Origin of the sequence: Pseudomonas syringae (assembly GCF_002157375.1) — a bacterium.
Taxonomy (GTDB): Bacteria; Pseudomonadota; Gammaproteobacteria; order Pseudomonadales; family Pseudomonadaceae; genus Aquipseudomonas; species Aquipseudomonas syringae_T.
In genome coordinates this window covers 38,876-55,202 of the sequence record NZ_MTSA01000017.1, presented here as the reverse complement: position 1 = coordinate 55,202, position 16,327 = coordinate 38,876, and the positions used below count along the sequence as shown (strand labels likewise).

General features: G+C 60.7%; 13 protein-coding genes. 2 read left to right on the top strand and 11 right to left on the bottom strand.

Features of this window, described 5'->3' with window-relative positions; translation table 11 throughout:
• Positions 1–245: 245 nt before the first annotated feature.
• The 8 genes from BW686_RS20625 to BW686_RS20590 all read right to left on the bottom strand — a co-directional run bounded on the left by BW686_RS20625 (position 246) and on the right by BW686_RS20590 (position 8,557).
• On the bottom strand, positions 246–1,868 hold the full coding sequence (locus tag BW686_RS20625) for an SPOR domain-containing protein (protein WP_084919345.1): 1,623 nt from the start codon (positions 1,866–1,868) through the stop codon (positions 246–248).
• A 10-nt stretch (positions 1,869–1,878) separates the two neighbouring features.
• Positions 1,879–2,982, bottom strand: coding sequence for a 3-dehydroquinate synthase (aroB, locus tag BW686_RS20620; protein WP_084919344.1), 1,104 nt, complete (start codon positions 2,980–2,982; stop codon positions 1,879–1,881).
• Positions 2,983–3,097: 115 nt separating this feature from the next.
• A complete protein-coding gene (aroK, locus tag BW686_RS20615; protein ID WP_084919343.1) occupies positions 3,098–3,616 on the bottom strand; it encodes a shikimate kinase AroK in 519 nt (172 codons plus the stop codon).
• A 4-nt stretch (positions 3,617–3,620) separates the two neighbouring features.
• A complete protein-coding gene (gene pilQ, locus BW686_RS20610) occupies positions 3,621–5,726 on the bottom strand; it encodes a type IV pilus secretin PilQ (RefSeq protein ID WP_179149335.1) in 2,106 nt (701 codons plus the stop codon).
• Positions 5,727–5,773: 47 nt separating this feature from the next.
• Positions 5,774–6,301 carry a type 4a pilus biogenesis lipoprotein PilP gene (gene pilP / locus BW686_RS20605; RefSeq protein WP_084919341.1) on the bottom strand — a complete coding sequence of 176 codons (528 nt, stop codon included), beginning with the start codon at positions 6,299–6,301 and terminating at the stop codon, positions 5,774–5,776.
• Positions 6,298–6,921: a type 4a pilus biogenesis protein PilO gene (gene pilO / locus BW686_RS20600; RefSeq protein WP_084919340.1), complete on the bottom strand. Its 624-nt coding sequence runs from the start codon at positions 6,919–6,921 to the stop codon at positions 6,298–6,300. Before pilO ends, pilP begins: the two co-directional genes overlap by 4 nt.
• Positions 6,918–7,493: a PilN domain-containing protein gene (locus BW686_RS20595; protein WP_084919339.1), complete on the bottom strand. Its 576-nt coding sequence runs from the start codon at positions 7,491–7,493 to the stop codon at positions 6,918–6,920. Before BW686_RS20595 ends, pilO begins: the two co-directional genes overlap by 4 nt.
• Positions 7,493–8,557, bottom strand: a complete 1,065-nt coding sequence (locus tag BW686_RS20590) for a pilus assembly protein PilM (RefSeq protein WP_007248061.1) — start codon at positions 8,555–8,557, stop codon at positions 7,493–7,495. Before BW686_RS20590 ends, BW686_RS20595 begins: the two co-directional genes overlap by 1 nt.
• 210 nt (positions 8,558–8,767) lie before the next feature.
• Here BW686_RS20590 and BW686_RS20585 point away from each other — a divergent pair, with 210 nt between their 5' ends.
• The gene (locus BW686_RS20585) at positions 8,768–11,209 is read left to right on the top strand and encodes a penicillin-binding protein 1A (protein WP_373271045.1); all 2,442 of its coding nucleotides are present in this window, start codon (positions 8,768–8,770) and stop codon (positions 11,207–11,209) included.
• Between the two features lie 203 nt (positions 11,210–11,412).
• Here the strand turns inward: BW686_RS20585 and BW686_RS20580 are convergent, their stop codons facing one another.
• The 3 genes from BW686_RS20580 to rpmE all read right to left on the bottom strand — a co-directional run bounded on the left by BW686_RS20580 (position 11,413) and on the right by rpmE (position 13,915).
• The gene (locus tag BW686_RS20580) at positions 11,413–12,681 is read right to left on the bottom strand and encodes a malic enzyme-like NAD(P)-binding protein (protein WP_024672916.1); all 1,269 of its coding nucleotides are present in this window, start codon (positions 12,679–12,681) and stop codon (positions 11,413–11,415) included.
• 183 nt (positions 12,682–12,864) lie between these two features.
• On the bottom strand, positions 12,865–13,668 hold the full coding sequence (locus BW686_RS20575; protein ID WP_179149334.1) for a thermonuclease family protein: 804 nt from the start codon (positions 13,666–13,668) through the stop codon (positions 12,865–12,867).
• 19 nt (positions 13,669–13,687) lie between these two features.
• Positions 13,688–13,915 (bottom strand): 50S ribosomal protein L31, encoded by a 228-nt coding sequence (gene rpmE / locus BW686_RS20570; protein ID WP_084919337.1) that lies wholly within the window; start codon positions 13,913–13,915, stop codon positions 13,688–13,690.
• A gap of 168 nt (positions 13,916–14,083) precedes the next feature.
• Here rpmE and BW686_RS20565 point away from each other — a divergent pair, with 168 nt between their 5' ends.
• Complete coding sequence (locus BW686_RS20565) at positions 14,084–16,303, top strand: primosomal protein N' (RefSeq protein ID WP_084919336.1); 2,220 nt, start codon at positions 14,084–14,086, stop codon at positions 16,301–16,303.
• Positions 16,304–16,327: the final 24 nt, after the last annotated feature.

The following is a 16,327-nucleotide window of genomic DNA, read 5'->3' as shown; positions in this document are numbered from 1 at the left end:
GTACACAGCGACACAAGCGCTCACAAATTTAGCGACGATTGGTTGATAATCAATGTCGCAATTATGAAAGTTTTAAAGCGGGTCGCTGTGCTAGTCAAAGTATTTCGTCATAAATCTGACTGACGCGACGGAGACTGTAGGGCGTTTGTAACGCGGACGCTGCAAGGCGCGCACCGATAAGGTGACGCGCCTTGCAGGTTAAGTCAGGTGTGTCGGCGGACGGCCCGGATAGGGCCGTTGCGACTTCAACGAGTGGCGCCGAGCTCTTGTTGGACGCTGGCGACAGTACGAGGCCAAGGTTTACCAGCCTGAACCTTGGCTGGCAATACCTTGATGGCTGCCAAGGCGGCAGCGCGGTCAGGAAAGTTGCCATACGTCACGACGTACAGCGGCTTGCCCTGCAGGGTTTTCTTGAAATAACGGTACTCGCTGCCCTGCTCTGCGATGTAGGCCTGAGCCGTCGCTTCGGAGCTGGTGCCCAGAATCTGCACCACATAATGGCCTGGCGCCTGACTGCTGTACCAGCTACCACCGGTGGCAGCCTTGCCAGCGGCGGCGGGTTTCTCGGCAGGCTTGGCAGCAGGGGCCGGAGCAGGCTTGGCCGTCGCAACCTGAGCCGGCGCAGGGGCTGGCTTGGCGGCCGGCGCTGGCGCAGGGGTAGGCGCAGGAATTGACGAGCGAGGCGTCTGGGCGGCAGCCTGACCTGCCGGAACGCCAGCAGGTGGCGCCGTGGTGGTTACGGTGGGCGGCTGGGCAGGCGAGCCAGTCGGCACGGAGTCTTCGTCCGTATCACTGGAACCGGCAGCTTCAGCCAGCGGACCGCGCATCACCGGTTGCGAATTGCCATTCATGGGCAACGGCATCGGTTGGGAATTGCCCGCGAACTCGATGGCCGGGCCACCATTGTTCGATTGCTGAGCAGTCGGCTTGCCCTCACCCAGCGGCAATTGCGCCTGGGCGGAAGCAGGGGCATTGGCGGTCGTGCCCGTCTTGTCACCACGGCCCGGGATCAGCACTGCTGCTGCCACGGCCACGACAACGACGGCACCCAAGGCCAATACGTGTTTTTTCGGCATTTTGAACCCCACACTTGGACGCTTGACCGCGGAACGACTCGCGATCATCGCCTCGATCATTGAATCGCGGGCTACCTGGTTGATTGCCCCAGGCCAGCCATCGGACTGTTCATGAATATCGGTGATCTGGTCGGCAGTGAACAATGCGATTCCTTGCCCTGCACCCTCCAGACGTTGAGCCAGATACTCCCGGGTTTCCTCTTCCGTATAGGGTTGCAGCTCGATGACGTGAAAGCGTTCGCCTTCGACATCGCCCTGCAGGTCGGCACACATCTGATCGAGACGATCGAGCAGCGATGGCTCTCCGAACAGGAATACATGCGGACGCCCGTCAGGGGTTCCCGCAGCAAGACCCAGCAACGCTTCGAGCGCCGAATCGCCCAGTTGTTCCGCATCGTCAACCAGTACGTAGACTTCCTGGCCGGTCAGACCCAATTGCACGACCTGCGACAGGATCGCCTGCATTTCAGGCTGGGCGACGCTCAGCGACTGAGCGACCTGCTGCAGCACGCCTGCGGCATCGCTGGCACCGCGCGCGGACACCACGACGCTTTGCACCGATTGCTTGTTGGTGCTCGCCACCAGCGCCTGGCGCAGCAGGGTCTTGCCGCTGCCCTGAGGCCCGGTGACCGCCAGCAGCAGCTGGCTGTAACGCGCCAGATGATGAAGCTGACCCAGCACAGGCTTGCGCTGGGCAGGAAAGAATTTGAAGCCAGGTACCCGCGCCGCAAAGGGGTCATGACTCAACTGATAATGACCGAGGAAGGCCTCGTCGGCATGCAAACTAGTCATGGGGTTTCCGTTAACCTCTAAGCTGATCCACCAGGGCGCGGTAATCCGCAACCAGGGTGGCCTGTAATACTTCTTTTGGATAATCGTCCGTGATAACCGCTTCGCCGATCCGGCGCAACAGCACCAGACGCAGGCGACCGTCGATGACTTTCTTGTCGATCGCCATGTGTTCGAGGAAATTATCTTCCGTCATGTCCTGCGGAGGGACGACGGGCAACCCGGCACGCTGAAACAGGCGAATGCCGCGATCCCGTTCCTGCGTGCTGATCCAGCCCAGGCGCGCGGACATTTCCAGCGCCATGACCGTCCCGGCCGCCACCGCCTCGCCATGCAGCCAGACACCATAGCCCATATGCGTCTCGATGGCGTGACCGAATGTGTGACCCAGGTTCAAGGTCGCGCGAACACCCGACTCACGCTCGTCGGCACCGACCACCAGCGCCTTGGCCGCGCAGGAGCGCTCGATGGCGGTGGTCAGGGCAGCCTGATCCAGCTCGCGCAGGGCGTCTACGTGCTCTTCGAGCCAGGTCAGAAACGGCTCGTCGCAGATCAGGCCGTACTTGATGACTTCGGCCAGCCCGGCGGACAGTTCACGCTCGGGCAGGCTGTTGAGCGAGGTGGTGTCGATCAGCACGACGCTCGGCTGATAAAACGCACCGACCATGTTCTTGCCCAGCGGGTGGTTGATACCGGTCTTGCCGCCCACCGAGGAGTCCACCTGGGACAGCAGCGTGGTCGGAATCTGGATGAAATTCACGCCGCGCTGGTAACAGGCGGCAGCGAAGCCTGCCATGTCACCGATCACGCCGCCGCCCAAGGCGATGACAGTGGTGCGACGGTCATGACGGGCCGTGAGCAGACCGTCGAAAATGGTCTGCAGGGTTTCCCAGTTCTTGAAGGCCTCGCCATCGGGCAAGACAATCGGGAGCACGTTGTAACCGGCCAGAGTCCGGGTCAGACGCTCCAGATACAGCGGGGCCACTGTGGTGTTGGAGACGATAGCCACCTGACGCCCGACGATATGCGGGGCCAGTAATTCCGGCTGATCCAGCAGGCCTTCGCCTATATGAATCGGGTAGCTACGCTCACCCAGCTCGACCTTAAGTGTCTGCATGTGTCCCCACATTGATTACCGGTTGCACGGTTGTGTGCTCAGCAGGTCATGACGCCAGGCCATGTACCGTCGCTGTTTTTATGGTCGACGAGGATAGCGCATTTTCGTCTGCGCTTTAACGGGGAGGAAGCTCTGCAAGACGTCCGAGTATCTCGAGAACCACCATTCGGGGTGGCCGCTCATCGGTTTCGATCACCAGATCGGCAATTTCCCGATACAGCGGGTCGCGAATGGCCAGCAATTCGCTCAACACCCGTGCCGGGTCGGCAGTCCGCAACAAAGGACGATTCCGGTCACGCGCGGTACGTCCGACCTGCTGTTCGATGGAGGCATGCAGGTACACCACGCGCCCACCGGCACGCAGGGCCTGACGATTTTCACTGCGCATCACCGCACCGCCGCCGGTGGCCAGAACCACGCCGTCGGCCTCGCACAGCTCGGCAATCATGGCCTGCTCGCGATCACGAAAACCCGGCTCGCCTTCCTTGTCGAAGATCCAGGGGATATTGGCGCCCGTGCGCAGCTCGATTTCCTTGTCGGAATCCTTGAACGGCAGTCGCAACTCTTTGGCAAGCAAGCGGCCGATGGTGCTCTTGCCAGCACCCATCGGCCCCACAAGTATTAAATTTCGCACAAAATCAACGACTCACAGAAATCGCCTGGTTGTTCATGATACGCGGAGTCAAAAATACCAACAGCTCGGATTTGGACTCAGATACCACATCGCGCCTGAAAAGCCGGCCAAGATACGGTACATCGCCAAGAAATGGCACTTTATCGACAACTTTACTTTGCGTATTCGAGAACACACCACCAATGACGATGGTCTCGCCATCGGAAATCAGCACTTTGGCGTTGACCTCGTTCTTCTTGATCGGCGGCACACCCTGCACCGAATTAAGGTAGTCCGGCTCATCCTTGGTGACCTTGACCTCCATGATGATGCGGTTGTCCGGCGTGATCTGCGGCGTCACCTCAAGCGACAGGGACGCTTCCTTGAAACTCACGGTGGTTGCGCCGCTGGAGCTGGATTCCTGGTACGGAATTTCCGTGCCCTTGAGGATCTTGGCGGTTTCCTTGTCGGAAGTGACTACTTTCGGCTGCGAGACGATTTCACCGTTGCCGGTTTTTTCCATCGCGCTCAGCTCAAGGTCCAGCAACGTGTTGTTGGTCACGAAGCCCAGGCCGATACCCGTGGTCGCATCCGCGGCGCCCAGGTCGACGAACGGAATGTTAGGCCCCAGATTGCTGCCGGTGTTGCCCGCCTCATCGCCGTTGTTGTCCAGGCCGCCCGTGCTCCATTTGCTGTTGCCCGACAGGTTGGTCCTGCCGCCCCAGCGCACGCCCAGCTGTTTGTTGTAATCCACGTTGGCTTCGACGATTCGGGCCTCGATCATCACCTGCCGCACCGGGATGTCCAGCTGCGAAACGATACGACGCAGCTCGTCGAGACGCTCCTGGGTCTGATAGGCAATGATGTTGTTGGTCCGGTCATCGACGGTGATCGAGCCACGCTCGTCAGCCTTGGATTCGGCGCTGGTCACCGACTGGAACAGCTTGGCGATGTCAGCGGCCTTGGCGTAGTTGACCTGCAGCAGCTCACGGCGCAGAGGGGCCAGTTCAGCGATCTGCTTGAGCGATTCCAGTTCCTGGCGTTCGCGGGCAGCGATTTCATCGGCTGGCGCGACCAACAGGACGTTGCCGACCTTGCGCTTGTCCAGCCCCTTGGTTTTCAGCACCAGATCCAGCGCCTGATCCCAAGGCACATTCTGCAGGCGCAGCGTAATGCCGCCCTGGACCGTGTCACTGGCCACCAGGTTGAGGTTGGTGAAGTCGGCAATCAGCTGCAGCACCGAACGCACATCGATGTCCTGAAAATTCAGCGACAGTTTTTCACCGGTATACACCGGCTTGTCGGCGGCGCGGCGGTCCAGGTCCTCGTTGGTCAACGGGCGGACGCTGATCGTCAGTTTGTTTTCAGTCTGGAACGCCGAGTAATCGAAAGCGCCCGACGGCTCGATCAGAATGCTGGCCTTGTCGCCGGAGGTCGAAGCACTGACGAATTGCACGGGCGTCGCGAAGTCCTTGACGTCGAGGCGCACGCGCAGCGGATCAGGCAGCAGCGTCTTGGCGAAATCGACGCGAATCTTGCCGCCCTGTTCCTGAATATCAGGGGCGATGCTGGCGTTGCTCAGGTCGATGACCACATTGCCTTCGCCCAGCTCGCCGCGCTGAAAGTCGATATTCCTGATCGCCTTGGCCCCGGCAGGCACGAAAGGTTTGGCGGAAGCTGGCGTGGGAGGCGGCACGGCCACTCGCTGCGCCCCCATCGCGGTGGTTGGCTGGGAAGCCTGTGCGGCGGACGCGCCCTGACCGATGACCACAAACAGATTGTTGCCGTCGACCCGCGAGCTGTAGGGCGCCAGCGTCGTCAGGTTGATGATCACCCGCGTGCGATCCTGGGCCTGCACCACCACCACACTGCGTGCATTACCAGTGCCCAGCTCACGACTTTTGGTCGCCAACTGGCTGGTCACGCCCGGCAGGTCCAGCGCGATGCGCGCCGGTTGCGCGGTGGTATAGCCACGCGGCGCAGGCACTGGCGCGTCAAATGACAGTTTGAGCTCGATGCGATCACCCGGCAGGGCAGCGACATCCAGGGTCTTGAGGGTGGCAGCCTGGAGAACCGGCGACAGCATCGCGATGCATAACGACACGCCGATAATCGAGAAAATCCGGGTCATGATCAATTTCCGTTGAGCGCTACTGTGCATACTTGGCCTTGCCCACTTCATGAGCGTTCTTTGAGGGAAATACTGCGCGGCCTTTCCAGCCAGGCCCCCTCTCCATCAGGAACTATTTCGATGACATCCACCTGCGCATCGCCGATAGAAACGACCCGGCCGTTATTGCGCCCCAGGTAATCCCCCACCTTGACGCGGTGTACACCGCCAGCGCCGCGCAACAAGGCAAAGGTGCCTGACTCGTTGCCAATCGTGCCGACCATCTCGAACGACTCGATGTTGAACCCTTCGAGAAACTGTTTGACCCGATGCTCATCCGGCGCCACCAGCCGTGTGCCCTTCTGGCGATTGAGCAGGTCAATCTTGACCGGCGGCTGAAACGGGCTGCGCAGGGTCGAGGCGTTATACGTGAACGCTTCATAGGGACGGAATTTGGGCAACGGCTCGATGGTGCCGCTCGGACGTGCCCTGGCCTGATCCATGAACTCGGTCAGGTCGGCAAAGTCATTGTCATTGCCGCAACCGGTCAGCCCTGCCAGAACCACACTGACGCACAACACTCGCGCCGCCCTCATTTCTTCAGCCCTTCATCGTTGTAGCGGTAGGTCTTGGCCAGAATGCTCATGCGCAACTTGGCCGGCGCTTTGGGATCGACCGGCTTGATCTCGAAGTCATGCAGCGTGACGATGCGCGGCAGGCTGGCGACGCCGCTGACAAAGGTCGCCAGGTCGTGATAACCACCGACCACGGTGATCTGTATCGGCAGCTCGATGTAGAACTGCTGGACGGCTTCGGGCAGCAGCTTGATTTCCTCGAACTCAAGCCCGCTTCCCAGACCGGTCCGGGTGATGTCCTCGAGCAAGCCGGGCACTTCGGTGTCGCTTGGCAATTGCCTCAACAACGCACCAAAGGTGTTTTCCATTTCTTCCATCTGCTTCTTGTAGGGTTCCAGGTTGGCGGCCTGGAATGCCTTGTTGGAGAACTGCTCCTTGAGCGTGACCTCACTGGTCTGAGCCCCTTCCAGCTGGGTCTCCAGATCCTGAATAAAGAAGAAATAGCCGAGCGCGAAAATCAGTACGGCAACCAGCACGCCCGCAATCACCTTGACGGCGGCAGGCCAGGAACCGGTGTTGTTCAGCTCCAGCTCGCTCACGTCGATCTTGCGCAGCCCGTCCATCCAGTCGGACATGTTCATGGCTTGGCTCCTTCGGCAGCGACAACCGGCGGCTGGGTCTGGCGCACGGTCAGCTGAAAGACGTTGGCCTGATCCACAGCCCCGGCGGTCGTGGCCTTGACCTCGGTCAGGCTCGGTGCCTCAAGCCATTCGGAGGCTTCAAGGTTACGCATCAGGTCCGAAACCCGGTTGTTGGATTCGGCTGCACCGTTGATGGCAATCAGCTTGTTGGCCATCTTGACCTGCGAGTAATAGACGCCATCGGGCAGGGTGCGCGCCAGCTGGTCGAACACACGCCCGGTGATCGGACGGTTGCCTTGCAGGTCCTGGATGATCTTCATGCGCTCAAGCAGTTGCTTGCGACGCGCCTTGAGGTCGCTGATTTCCTTGATGCGGATATCCAGTTGCGTGATCTGGGTCTGCAGAAACGCATTGCGTGCCATCTGATGCTCGATGGCACTGCTGACGTAGCGGTCGATGAGAAACAGAATGCTGACAGACACCACCAGCACGCCGACCAGCGCGGTCAGAAAGCGCTTCTTTCGCTCTTCGCGAAGCTCTTCACGCCACGGTAATAAGTTGATCCGTGCCATCAGTCGAAGCTCCTCAACGCCAGACCGCACGCGATCATCAAGGCAGGCGCATCGCTGGCCAGGGCACCGGCATTGACCTTGGAACTCAAGGCCATGTCGGCAAACGGGTTGGCAACCATCGTCGGCGTACCAATGCGCCGCTGGATCAGATGCTCCAGCCCGGAAATAGAAGCCGTGCCGCCTGCCAGCATGATGTGATCCACGGAGTTGTATTGACCGGCTGCAAAAAAGAATTGCAGGGAACGGGAGACCTGCTGCACCAGTGCGTCCTTGAACGGGTCCAGCACTTCGCTAACGTAATCGTCGGGCAGCCCGCCCTGCTTCTTGGCAAGGCCTGCTTCTTCCATCGAAAGCCCGTAACGGCGCTGAATTTCGTCGGTCAGCTGACGACCGCCGAACAGTTGCTCCCGGGTATAGATGATCCGGCCGTGGTGCAGCACGCTCAGGGTGGTCATGGTGGCGCCGATATCGACCACTGCCACGGTGAGTTCGTCGTGACCGTTGCCCAGTTGCGCGGCCAGCAGGCCGAATGAACGCTCCAGCGCATAGGCTTCGACATCCACGACCCGCGCCGTCAGCCCGGCCAGCGCCAGCGCGGCTTCACGCACCTCGACGTTTTCCTTGCGACAGGCCGCCAGCAGCACCTCGACGCGCTCGGGGTTGCGAACCGAGTAGCCCTGCACTTCAAAATCGATGGCGACTTCTTCGAGCGGATAAGGAATGTACTGGTCAGCTTCAAGCTTGAGCTGGTTTTCCATGTCGTCGTCGGACAGACCGGCGTCCATCTCGATGGTCTTGGTGATCACCGCAGACCCGGCAACGGCCACCGCCACAATCTTGACGCTGGTCTTGGCCTTGACGAGGACGCGAGACAACGCCTGGCCAACCCCTTCGAGCTCGGCAATATTCTTTTCGACGACAGCGTTGGCCGGTAGCGGCTCGACTGCGTAAGACTCGACCTTGTAACGAGTGCCGGAACGACTCAATTCCAGGAGTTTTACCGAGGTGGAGCTAATATCGATCCCTAGAAGGGTGTTGGCCTTCTTACTGAAGAGTTCGAACACAACCTGATTCCTATTGAGTTTCCGTCACTTACGGAGTTATTTCGGGTCAACGTCACTGTCGACAGCCTTGACAGTAGCGCAAATCACGCTCGGGGACGAAAAATGCTTATAATGCCCAGCGTTTTTTTCATTTAAGAAAGCTTCAAGGCGTGTTCATTTGTAAACGCCTGCGCTTAACCCATTATTTTTTCTGGAAATCCAAAAGCCTTGATACGCCTGCTGAAGTTTTTCTGGTGGTCCCTCGTCGCGGTAATCTGCTCGCTGTTGCTTGGCTTGAGCGGCGCGTTTCTTTACCTGAGCCCGACCCTGCCCTCCGTTGAAGCGCTGCGAAGCATTCAACTGCAAATTCCCCTGCGCGTGTTCAGCAGCGACGGCAAGCTGATCGCCGAATTCGGTGAAATGCGTCGCACGCCGATTCGCTTCGCGGAAATCCCGCCCAATTTCATCAACGCCCTGTTGTCGGCCGAAGACGACAACTTCGCCAACCACTACGGCGTCGACCCTGGCAGCCTGATGCGCGCCGCCACCCAACTGGTGAAGAGCGGCCATATTCAGTCAGGCGGCAGCACCATCACCATGCAGGTCGCAAAAAACTTTTTCCTGACCAGCGAGCGAAGCTTTTCACGGAAAACCACCGAGATTCTTCTGGCCTTGCAAATCGAGCGCCAACTCACCAAAGACGAGATTCTCGAGCTGTACGTCAACAAGATTTACCTGGGTAACCGGGCCTACGGCATCGAGGCGGCGGCGCAAGTCTACTATGGCAAATCGATTCGCGATGTAAGCCTTGCGCAAATGGCCATGATTGCCGGTCTGCCCAAGGCACCGTCACGTTTCAACCCACTGGCCAACCCGACCCGGGCCAAAGAACGTCGCGACTGGATCCTGGGGCGCATGTACCGTCTCGGCAAGATCGACCAGACCGCTTATCAGGCCGCACTCAACGAACCGCTCAATGCCAGCTATCACGTCCCGACGCCGGAAGTGAATGCACCGTATATCGCTGAAATGGCGCGCGCGGAAATGGTCGGCCGTTACGGCAGCGAGGCCTATACAGAGGGCTTCCGCGTCACCACCACCGTGCCGAGCGACCTTCAGGAGCATGCCAACAAGGCCATCCAGCAAGGCCTGATCGACTACGATCAGCGCCACGGCTATCGCGGTCCTGAAAGCCGCTTCCCGGCCATGACCCGTGCCAACTGGGTACAGGAACTGACCAAACAACGGACGATCAACGGCCTCGAACCCGCCATCGTGACCCAGGTCGACAAGACCGGGCTGCGTGTTCTGACCCGCAATGGCGAGAAGGAAGAAACCGTCGACTGGGCCACCATGAAGTGGGCGCGTCCTTATCTGAACACCAACAGTTTGGGTGCGAATCCGAAGCAACCGGGCGACGTGGCGAAAGTGGGCGACTTCGTGCGCTTGCTGCGCCAGGAAGACGGAACGCTGAAGTTTAGTCAAATTCCCGTCGCGCAAAGCGCCCTGGTTTCGCTTGACCCGCAGAATGGCGCCATTCGTGCGCTGGTCGGCGGCTTCGCGTTCGAGCAAAGCAACTACAACCGGGCCATGCAGGCCAAGCGTCAGCCAGGTTCCAGCTTCAAGCCGTTCATCTACAGCGCCGCCCTCGATAACGGCTACACCGCATCGAGCCTGGTGAACGACGCACCTATCGTGTTCGTTGACGAATACCTGGACAAGGTCTGGCGTCCGAAGAACGACACCAACACCTTCCTTGGCCCGATCCGCCTGCGCGAAGCGCTGTACAAGTCCCGCAACCTGGTTTCGATCCGCCTGCTTCAGGCACTGGGCATCGACAGCACCATCGATTACATCACCCGCTTCGGCTTTGCCAAGCAGGACCTGCCGCGCAACCTGTCGCTGGCACTGGGTACGGCCACGCTGACCCCGATGGAAATCGCCACGGGCTGGGCCACTTTTGCCAACGGCGGCTACAAGATCAGCCCTTATCTGATCCAGACCATCGAGAACCGTGACGGCCAGACGCTATTTGTCGCCAATCCGCCCAGCGTGCCGGCCAACGACGTCAAGACCGCGCCTGATACGTCGACCTTCGCCGTGCATGACAGCCCAAGCGTGGCCACCACCGCGCCGGGTACGCCAGCCGAACCTCAGGCGCCGGCCTTTGCCGAGCGTATTGTGGACGGCCGCACGACTTACATCCTGAACAGCATGCTGCAGGACGTGATCAAGCGCGGCACGGGCCGTCGCGCCCTGGCCATGAACCGTCCGGACATCGCGGGCAAGACCGGTACGACTAACGACTCCAAGGATGCGTGGTTCTCCGGCTACAACGCGGATTACGTCACCACGGTGTGGAGCGGCTTTGACCAGCCGGAAAGCCTTGGCCGTCATGAATTTGGCGGTACGGTTTCGCTGCCGATCTGGATGGACTACATGAGCGCCGCGCTCAAAGACAAGCCACCTCATCAGCAGGCCGAACCGGCGGGCATCCTCAGCCTGCGAGTGGACCCACTGAGCGGTCGCGCCGCAACGCCAAGCACACCTAACGCGTTCTTCGAGCTGTTCAAAAGCGAAGACACGCCACCGAGCGTCAACGAACTGGGCGGCAGCAGCGCGCCCGGCAGCCCGCTGCCAGCAGATGAATCAGCGCCAATCGACCTGTTCTGATAGCGCGGGCTTGTGACGCGGTGCGTCACGAAGGGCATTCCCGAGCAGGAACGTGCAAAACGATAGTTCGATAACTATCGTGCCGACGCTCTGCGTCGGTATGCCGTTCTGGACGCCCTGCGTCCGTTTTGGAACAGGCACAGCGTTACCTGAGGCATAAAAAAACCCCTGCATCGCTGCAGGGGTTTTTTGTTGCTGCGGGATCAGCCGTTGAACACGTCGTCCACGCTGGTCAGCGGGTAGTGCTTCGGATACGGCAGGGTCGCCACGCCGCTCTCGATGGCTGCCTTGGCGACCGCGTCGGCGATCAGGCCCAGCAGGCGGGTGTCCATTGGTTTCGGGATGATGTACTCACGACCGAATTCCAGCTTGATGCCGCCGTAAGCGTCGCAGACTTCCTGAGGAACAGGCAGCTTGGCCAGTTCACGCAGGGCATTGGCTGCGGCGATTTTCATCTCTTCGTTGATGCGCTTGGCGCGAACGTCCAGAGCACCACGGAAGATGAACGGGAAGCCCAGCACGTTGTTGACCTGGTTCGGGTAGTCCGAACGGCCGGTCGCCATGATCACGTCGCTGCGGGTAGCGTGAGCCAGCTCCGGGGAGATTTCCGGATCAGGGTTCGAGCAGGCGAACACGATCGGGTCCTTGGCCATCAGCTTGAGGTTTTCGGCGCTCAGCAGGTTAGGACCTGACAGGCCCACGAATACGTCAGCACCGTCCAGCGCGTCAGTCAGCGAGCGCTTTTCGGTGGCGTGTGCGAACACGGCCTTGTACTGGTTAAGGTCGGTACGGCCGGAATGGATCACGCCAGTACGGTCGACCATGAAGATGTTTTCGATCTTCGCGCCCATGCTCACCAGCAACTTCATGCACGAGATGGCAGCAGCGCCAGCGCCCAGGCAGACGATCTTGGCGGTGTCGAGGCTTTTGCCGACGATTTCCAGTGCGTTGATCATGCCGGCAGCGGTCACGATGGCGGTGCCATGCTGGTCATCGTGGAAAACCGGAATGTCGCACTGTTCGATCAGCGCTTTCTCGATTTCAAAGCACTCAGGCGCCTTGATGTCTTCGAGGTTGATGCCACCGAAGGTGATGGAGATACGCTTGACGGTGTCGATGAACGCCTGCGGGCTTTCGGAATCGACTTCGATATCGAAAACGTCGATACCGGCGAAACGCTTGAACAGAACCCCTTTACCTTCCATGACGGGCTTGGAAGCCAATGGGCCCAGATCGCCGAGGCCGAGAATTGCGGTGCCATCGGAAATAACTGCTACCAGGTTGCCCTTGCCGGTGTACTTGTAAGCCAGCTCGGGGTCACGGGCAATTTCACGCACGGGTTCAGCAACGCCAGGGCTGTAGGCCAGAGCCAGGTCACGGGCAGTTGCGGTCGGCTTGGTGAGTTCGACGCTCAGCTTCCCCGGACGAGGATTGGCATGGTATTCGAGCGCGGCAGTTTTCAAATCTGACATGTGTTGGATTCCGCTTTTTTTACTGTGGGACAGACGGACCGCCGAGGATACGCAAGATGCATAGTCCTAACAAGACTGACCGGTCAGTGCTGTCAAGAGGTATGACGTTAGACTTTACGCGTAGAGACCTGAAAACCGAACGCGCGACCGCCCGCCAACGAACGGCCGACTTTCCGGAAGTTTCTAACCTTCGGACAGCCTCAACATCGCGGGATGGGTCAACGGCATGAGCCAGCGCGGCTGCCCCGGCGTCAGAGCGCCCCGCCGGGAACGATCAACCACCCAGCCTCGTGCCTCGACGTTCCGGCCCTTGAGCCGCTCCAGCGTGGTGTGATCGAAGCCCGACACCTGGCCCGGCGCGACACGCAGCACCAGCGAGCCTTGTAGCTCGATCCACAGGCCACCGCGATTGCGCTGGACGCTCCTGACCTTGCCAGACACCACGGCAAAGCCGCTCTTATTGATCCTGTCCGAGGGCTGCACCGGCGAATCGCGCCAAAGGCCACGCTTGCCCAGACGCGCCTGACGCTCGGCGCCTTGCTGGCAGTCGACCAGCGCCACATTGGGCGCGACGGCCACAAGATAGCCCAAACCTTCGCTGAGCAACTGCGCCTCGAGATTGCTGCCGTCACGGCCATAGACGTTGGCCAGCGTGCGGCCGTAATGATCCTTGGCCTGCCGACCGACACGCAGGCTGACACGCCCGCCGCTTTCATCCACCAACGCTTGCAGCCGTTTTTTGGCGGTTTCGGCAAATGGCTCGGCAGACTGGCCTTTCTTGCCGGTTTCGGGCGTATTGAGGCCGATCATGCGCACGCTGCGTCCATCGCTCAGACGCAGCGTGTCGCCATCGACCACGCGCTGCACCTGCACAACCGGCAACGACGCAGGCGCAGGGCAGAACGCCTGCGCGCCGGACAGCCAAATCGCGGACATAAAAAAGACGCCCACAAGGGGCGCCTTTTCAAGCAGTCTGGAAAAGCCCAAAGGGCAACCAGTCTTGCTATCAGTCCTGCTTCGCTTTGGTTGCGCCGAACGCACCGAAACGGGACTTGAACTTGTCAACACGGCCGCCAACGTCAAGCGTCTTCTGCTTGCCGGTGTAGAACGGGTGGCACTCGTTGCACACGTCCAGGCTCAAAGGGCCGGTCAGAGTGGAACGGGTTTTGATGACATTGCCGCAGCTGCAGGTCGCGTCAATGGCTTCGTAAACTGGATGGATATCAGCTTTCATCGGTACTTCCTCAGTCTAACGTGCCGCCACCCAACACTATTGTTGAATACCGCACGGAAATAGGCTGCGGATAGTACCAGACAATTGCAACGACGCAAGCGAACCTTCACACCGGTCGTCTGCTAAGATCGCGCCTTCTTATTACAGAACATCACAGGGAAACATCGCGTGCCCGACGCCATCCTGCGCCTTGCCCTGCCCTCGCCGCTCCGCCGCCTGTTCGACTACCGCGCCCCTGCCGGCGTGTCGCGCAGCGCCTTGCAGCCAGGCATGCGCCTGCGAGTGCCATTCGGGCGTCGGGAGATGATCGGCATCCTGGTGGAAGTGGTCGACCACAGCGAAGTGCCTGCCGACAAGCTCAAACCTGCCATTGCCCTGCTGGACAGCGAAGCCCCGTTGCCGCCTGCGCTGTTCAAGCTGTGCCTGTGGACGTCGCAATATTATCAGCACAGCCTGGGTGACACGCTGAGCTGGGCCTTGCCGGTGCTGTTGCGTCAGGGCGAACTGGCCGAGAGCCGTCAGGAGCGTTTCTGGCACGTTGCCCCCGGTGCCAGCGTTGAAGATTCACGCATCGCCCGCGCGCCCAAGCAACGCGAAGCCCTGACCACCCTCGCCCAGCACCCGCATGGCGTGGCGCATCAGTTGCTCAGCAAACTGATGCTCAATAAAGACAGCCTCAACCTGCTGCTGGCCAAAGAGCTGGTGTATGTCGAGGTCCGCAGTCACGCGCCCAGCGCCCGCCATGAACACTGGCTGGCCCAACCGGAGCTGCCCCTCAACACCGAACAACGCGCCGCTTACCAGGCCATCCGCGCCGGGTTCGACAGCTTTCATGCGTTTCTGCTGGCGGGCGTGACGGGCAGCGGCAAGACCGAGGTCTATCTGCAACTGATCCGCGAAACGCTCGAAGCCGGCAAACAGGCGCTGGTACTGATCCCGGAGATCAACCTGGGGCCGCAGACCCTGGCGCGCTTCGAGCAGCGCTTCAACGCCCGGATTGCGCTGGTGCATTCGGCGGTCAATGACCGCGAGCGACTGGATGCCTGGCTGGCCGCCCGCGACGGCGAAGCCGACATCATCATTGGCACGCGCTCGGCCTTATTCACGCCGATGAAGAATCCTGGCCTGATCATCATCGACGAAGAACACGACGGCTCCTATAAACAGCAGGAAGGTCTGCGCTACCACGCTCGCGATCTGGCGCTGGTGCGTGCCCGTCAGGAAAACATTCCGATTGTGCTCGGCTCGGCCACGCCCTCTCTGGAAAGCCTGCACAACGCCTACACCGGCCGTTACGGCCTGCTGCGCCTGAACCAGCGCGCAGGCGGCGCGCAACAGCCGCGCTTCATGCGCCTGGACGTCAAGAGCCGGCCGCTGGACAGCGGCATTTCAGGGCCGATGCAACAGGCCATCGGCCAGACCCTGGCGGCAGGCCAGCAAGTGCTGGTGTTTCTCAACCGTCGCGGTTTTGCGCCGACCCTGCTGTGCCACGACTGCGGCTGGATGTCCGGCTGCCAGCGTTGCGACGCTCGCATGACCGTGCATCAGCGCTCGGGCGAGCTGCGTTGTCACCATTGCGGCTATGTCGAGCGCGTGCCACGCCAGTGCCCCTCCTGCGGCAAGGTGGATCTGCGCCCGGTAGGCGCGGGCACCGAACGCGCCGAAGAGCGGCTGGCGATTCTGTTTCCGGATTTCCCCGTGTTACGCGTGGATCGCGACAGCACCTCGCGCAAGGACGCCATGAACCAGTTGTTTGCGACCATCCAGCGTGGCCAGCCGTGCATTCTGGTCGGCACCCAGATGCTCGCCAAGGGGCATCACTTTCCGAGGGTGACGCTGGTGTCGATTCTGGACGCCGACGGCGGGCTGTTTTCCGGCGATTTCCGGGCCAGTGAGCGCATGGCGCAGTTGATTGTTCAGGTGGCCGGGCGCGCAGGTCGTGCCGAAGAACCGGGCAGAGTGATCATCCAGACGCACCTGGCGGATCATCCGCTGCTGATCCAGCTCACCGAGCAGGGCTATTTCGCTTTCGCCGAACAGGCCTTGAGCGAACGCCGCTCGGCTGGCTTGCCACCGTTCTCGCACCTGGCACTGCTGCGCGCCGAGGCGCACAAGCCCGGTCAGGCCGAAGCGTTTCTTGATCAGGCCTGCAGCGATGCCGAGCAACTGGTCGCACAGATGCAACTGGGCGGCATCGAACTGCTGGGACCCATCCCGGCGCCAATGGAGCGCCGCGCCGGACGCTATCGGGCGCAGTTGCTGGTGCAGTCCAGTGCGCGTGCGCCCTTGCATAAACTGCTCAGTACCTGGTTGCAGGCGCTGGAGCAAATGCCCAGCGGGCGACAGGTCCGGTGGTCGCTGGATGTGGACCCGGTGGATCTTTATTAGGCCACGCCGTTGGCAAGCAGGCTC

Bases quoted from the DNA above. Each gene is read 5' to 3' on its own strand.
- BW686_RS20625 (WP_084919345.1), bottom strand. From the start codon at position 1,868: ATGACTAGTTTGCATGCCGACGAGGCCTTCCTCGGTCATTATCAGTTG.
- aroB (WP_084919344.1), bottom strand. From the start codon at position 2,982: ATGCAGACACTTAAGGTCGAGCTGGGTGAGCGTAGCTACCCGATTCAT.
- pilQ (WP_179149335.1), bottom strand. From the start codon at position 5,726: ATGACCCGGATTTTCTCGATTATCGGCGTGTCGTTATGCATCGCGATG.
- pilP (WP_084919341.1), bottom strand. From the start codon at position 6,301: ATGAGGGCGGCGCGAGTGTTGTGCGTCAGTGTGGTTCTGGCAGGGCTG.
- pilO (WP_084919340.1), bottom strand. From the start codon at position 6,921: ATGAACATGTCCGACTGGATGGACGGGCTGCGCAAGATCGACGTGAGC.
- BW686_RS20595 (WP_084919339.1), bottom strand. From the start codon at position 7,493: ATGGCACGGATCAACTTATTACCGTGGCGTGAAGAGCTTCGCGAAGAG.
- BW686_RS20580 (WP_024672916.1), bottom strand. From the start codon at position 12,681: ATGTCAGATTTGAAAACTGCCGCGCTCGAATACCATGCCAATCCTCGT.
- rpmE (WP_084919337.1), bottom strand. From the start codon at position 13,915: ATGAAAGCTGATATCCATCCAGTTTACGAAGCCATTGACGCGACCTGC.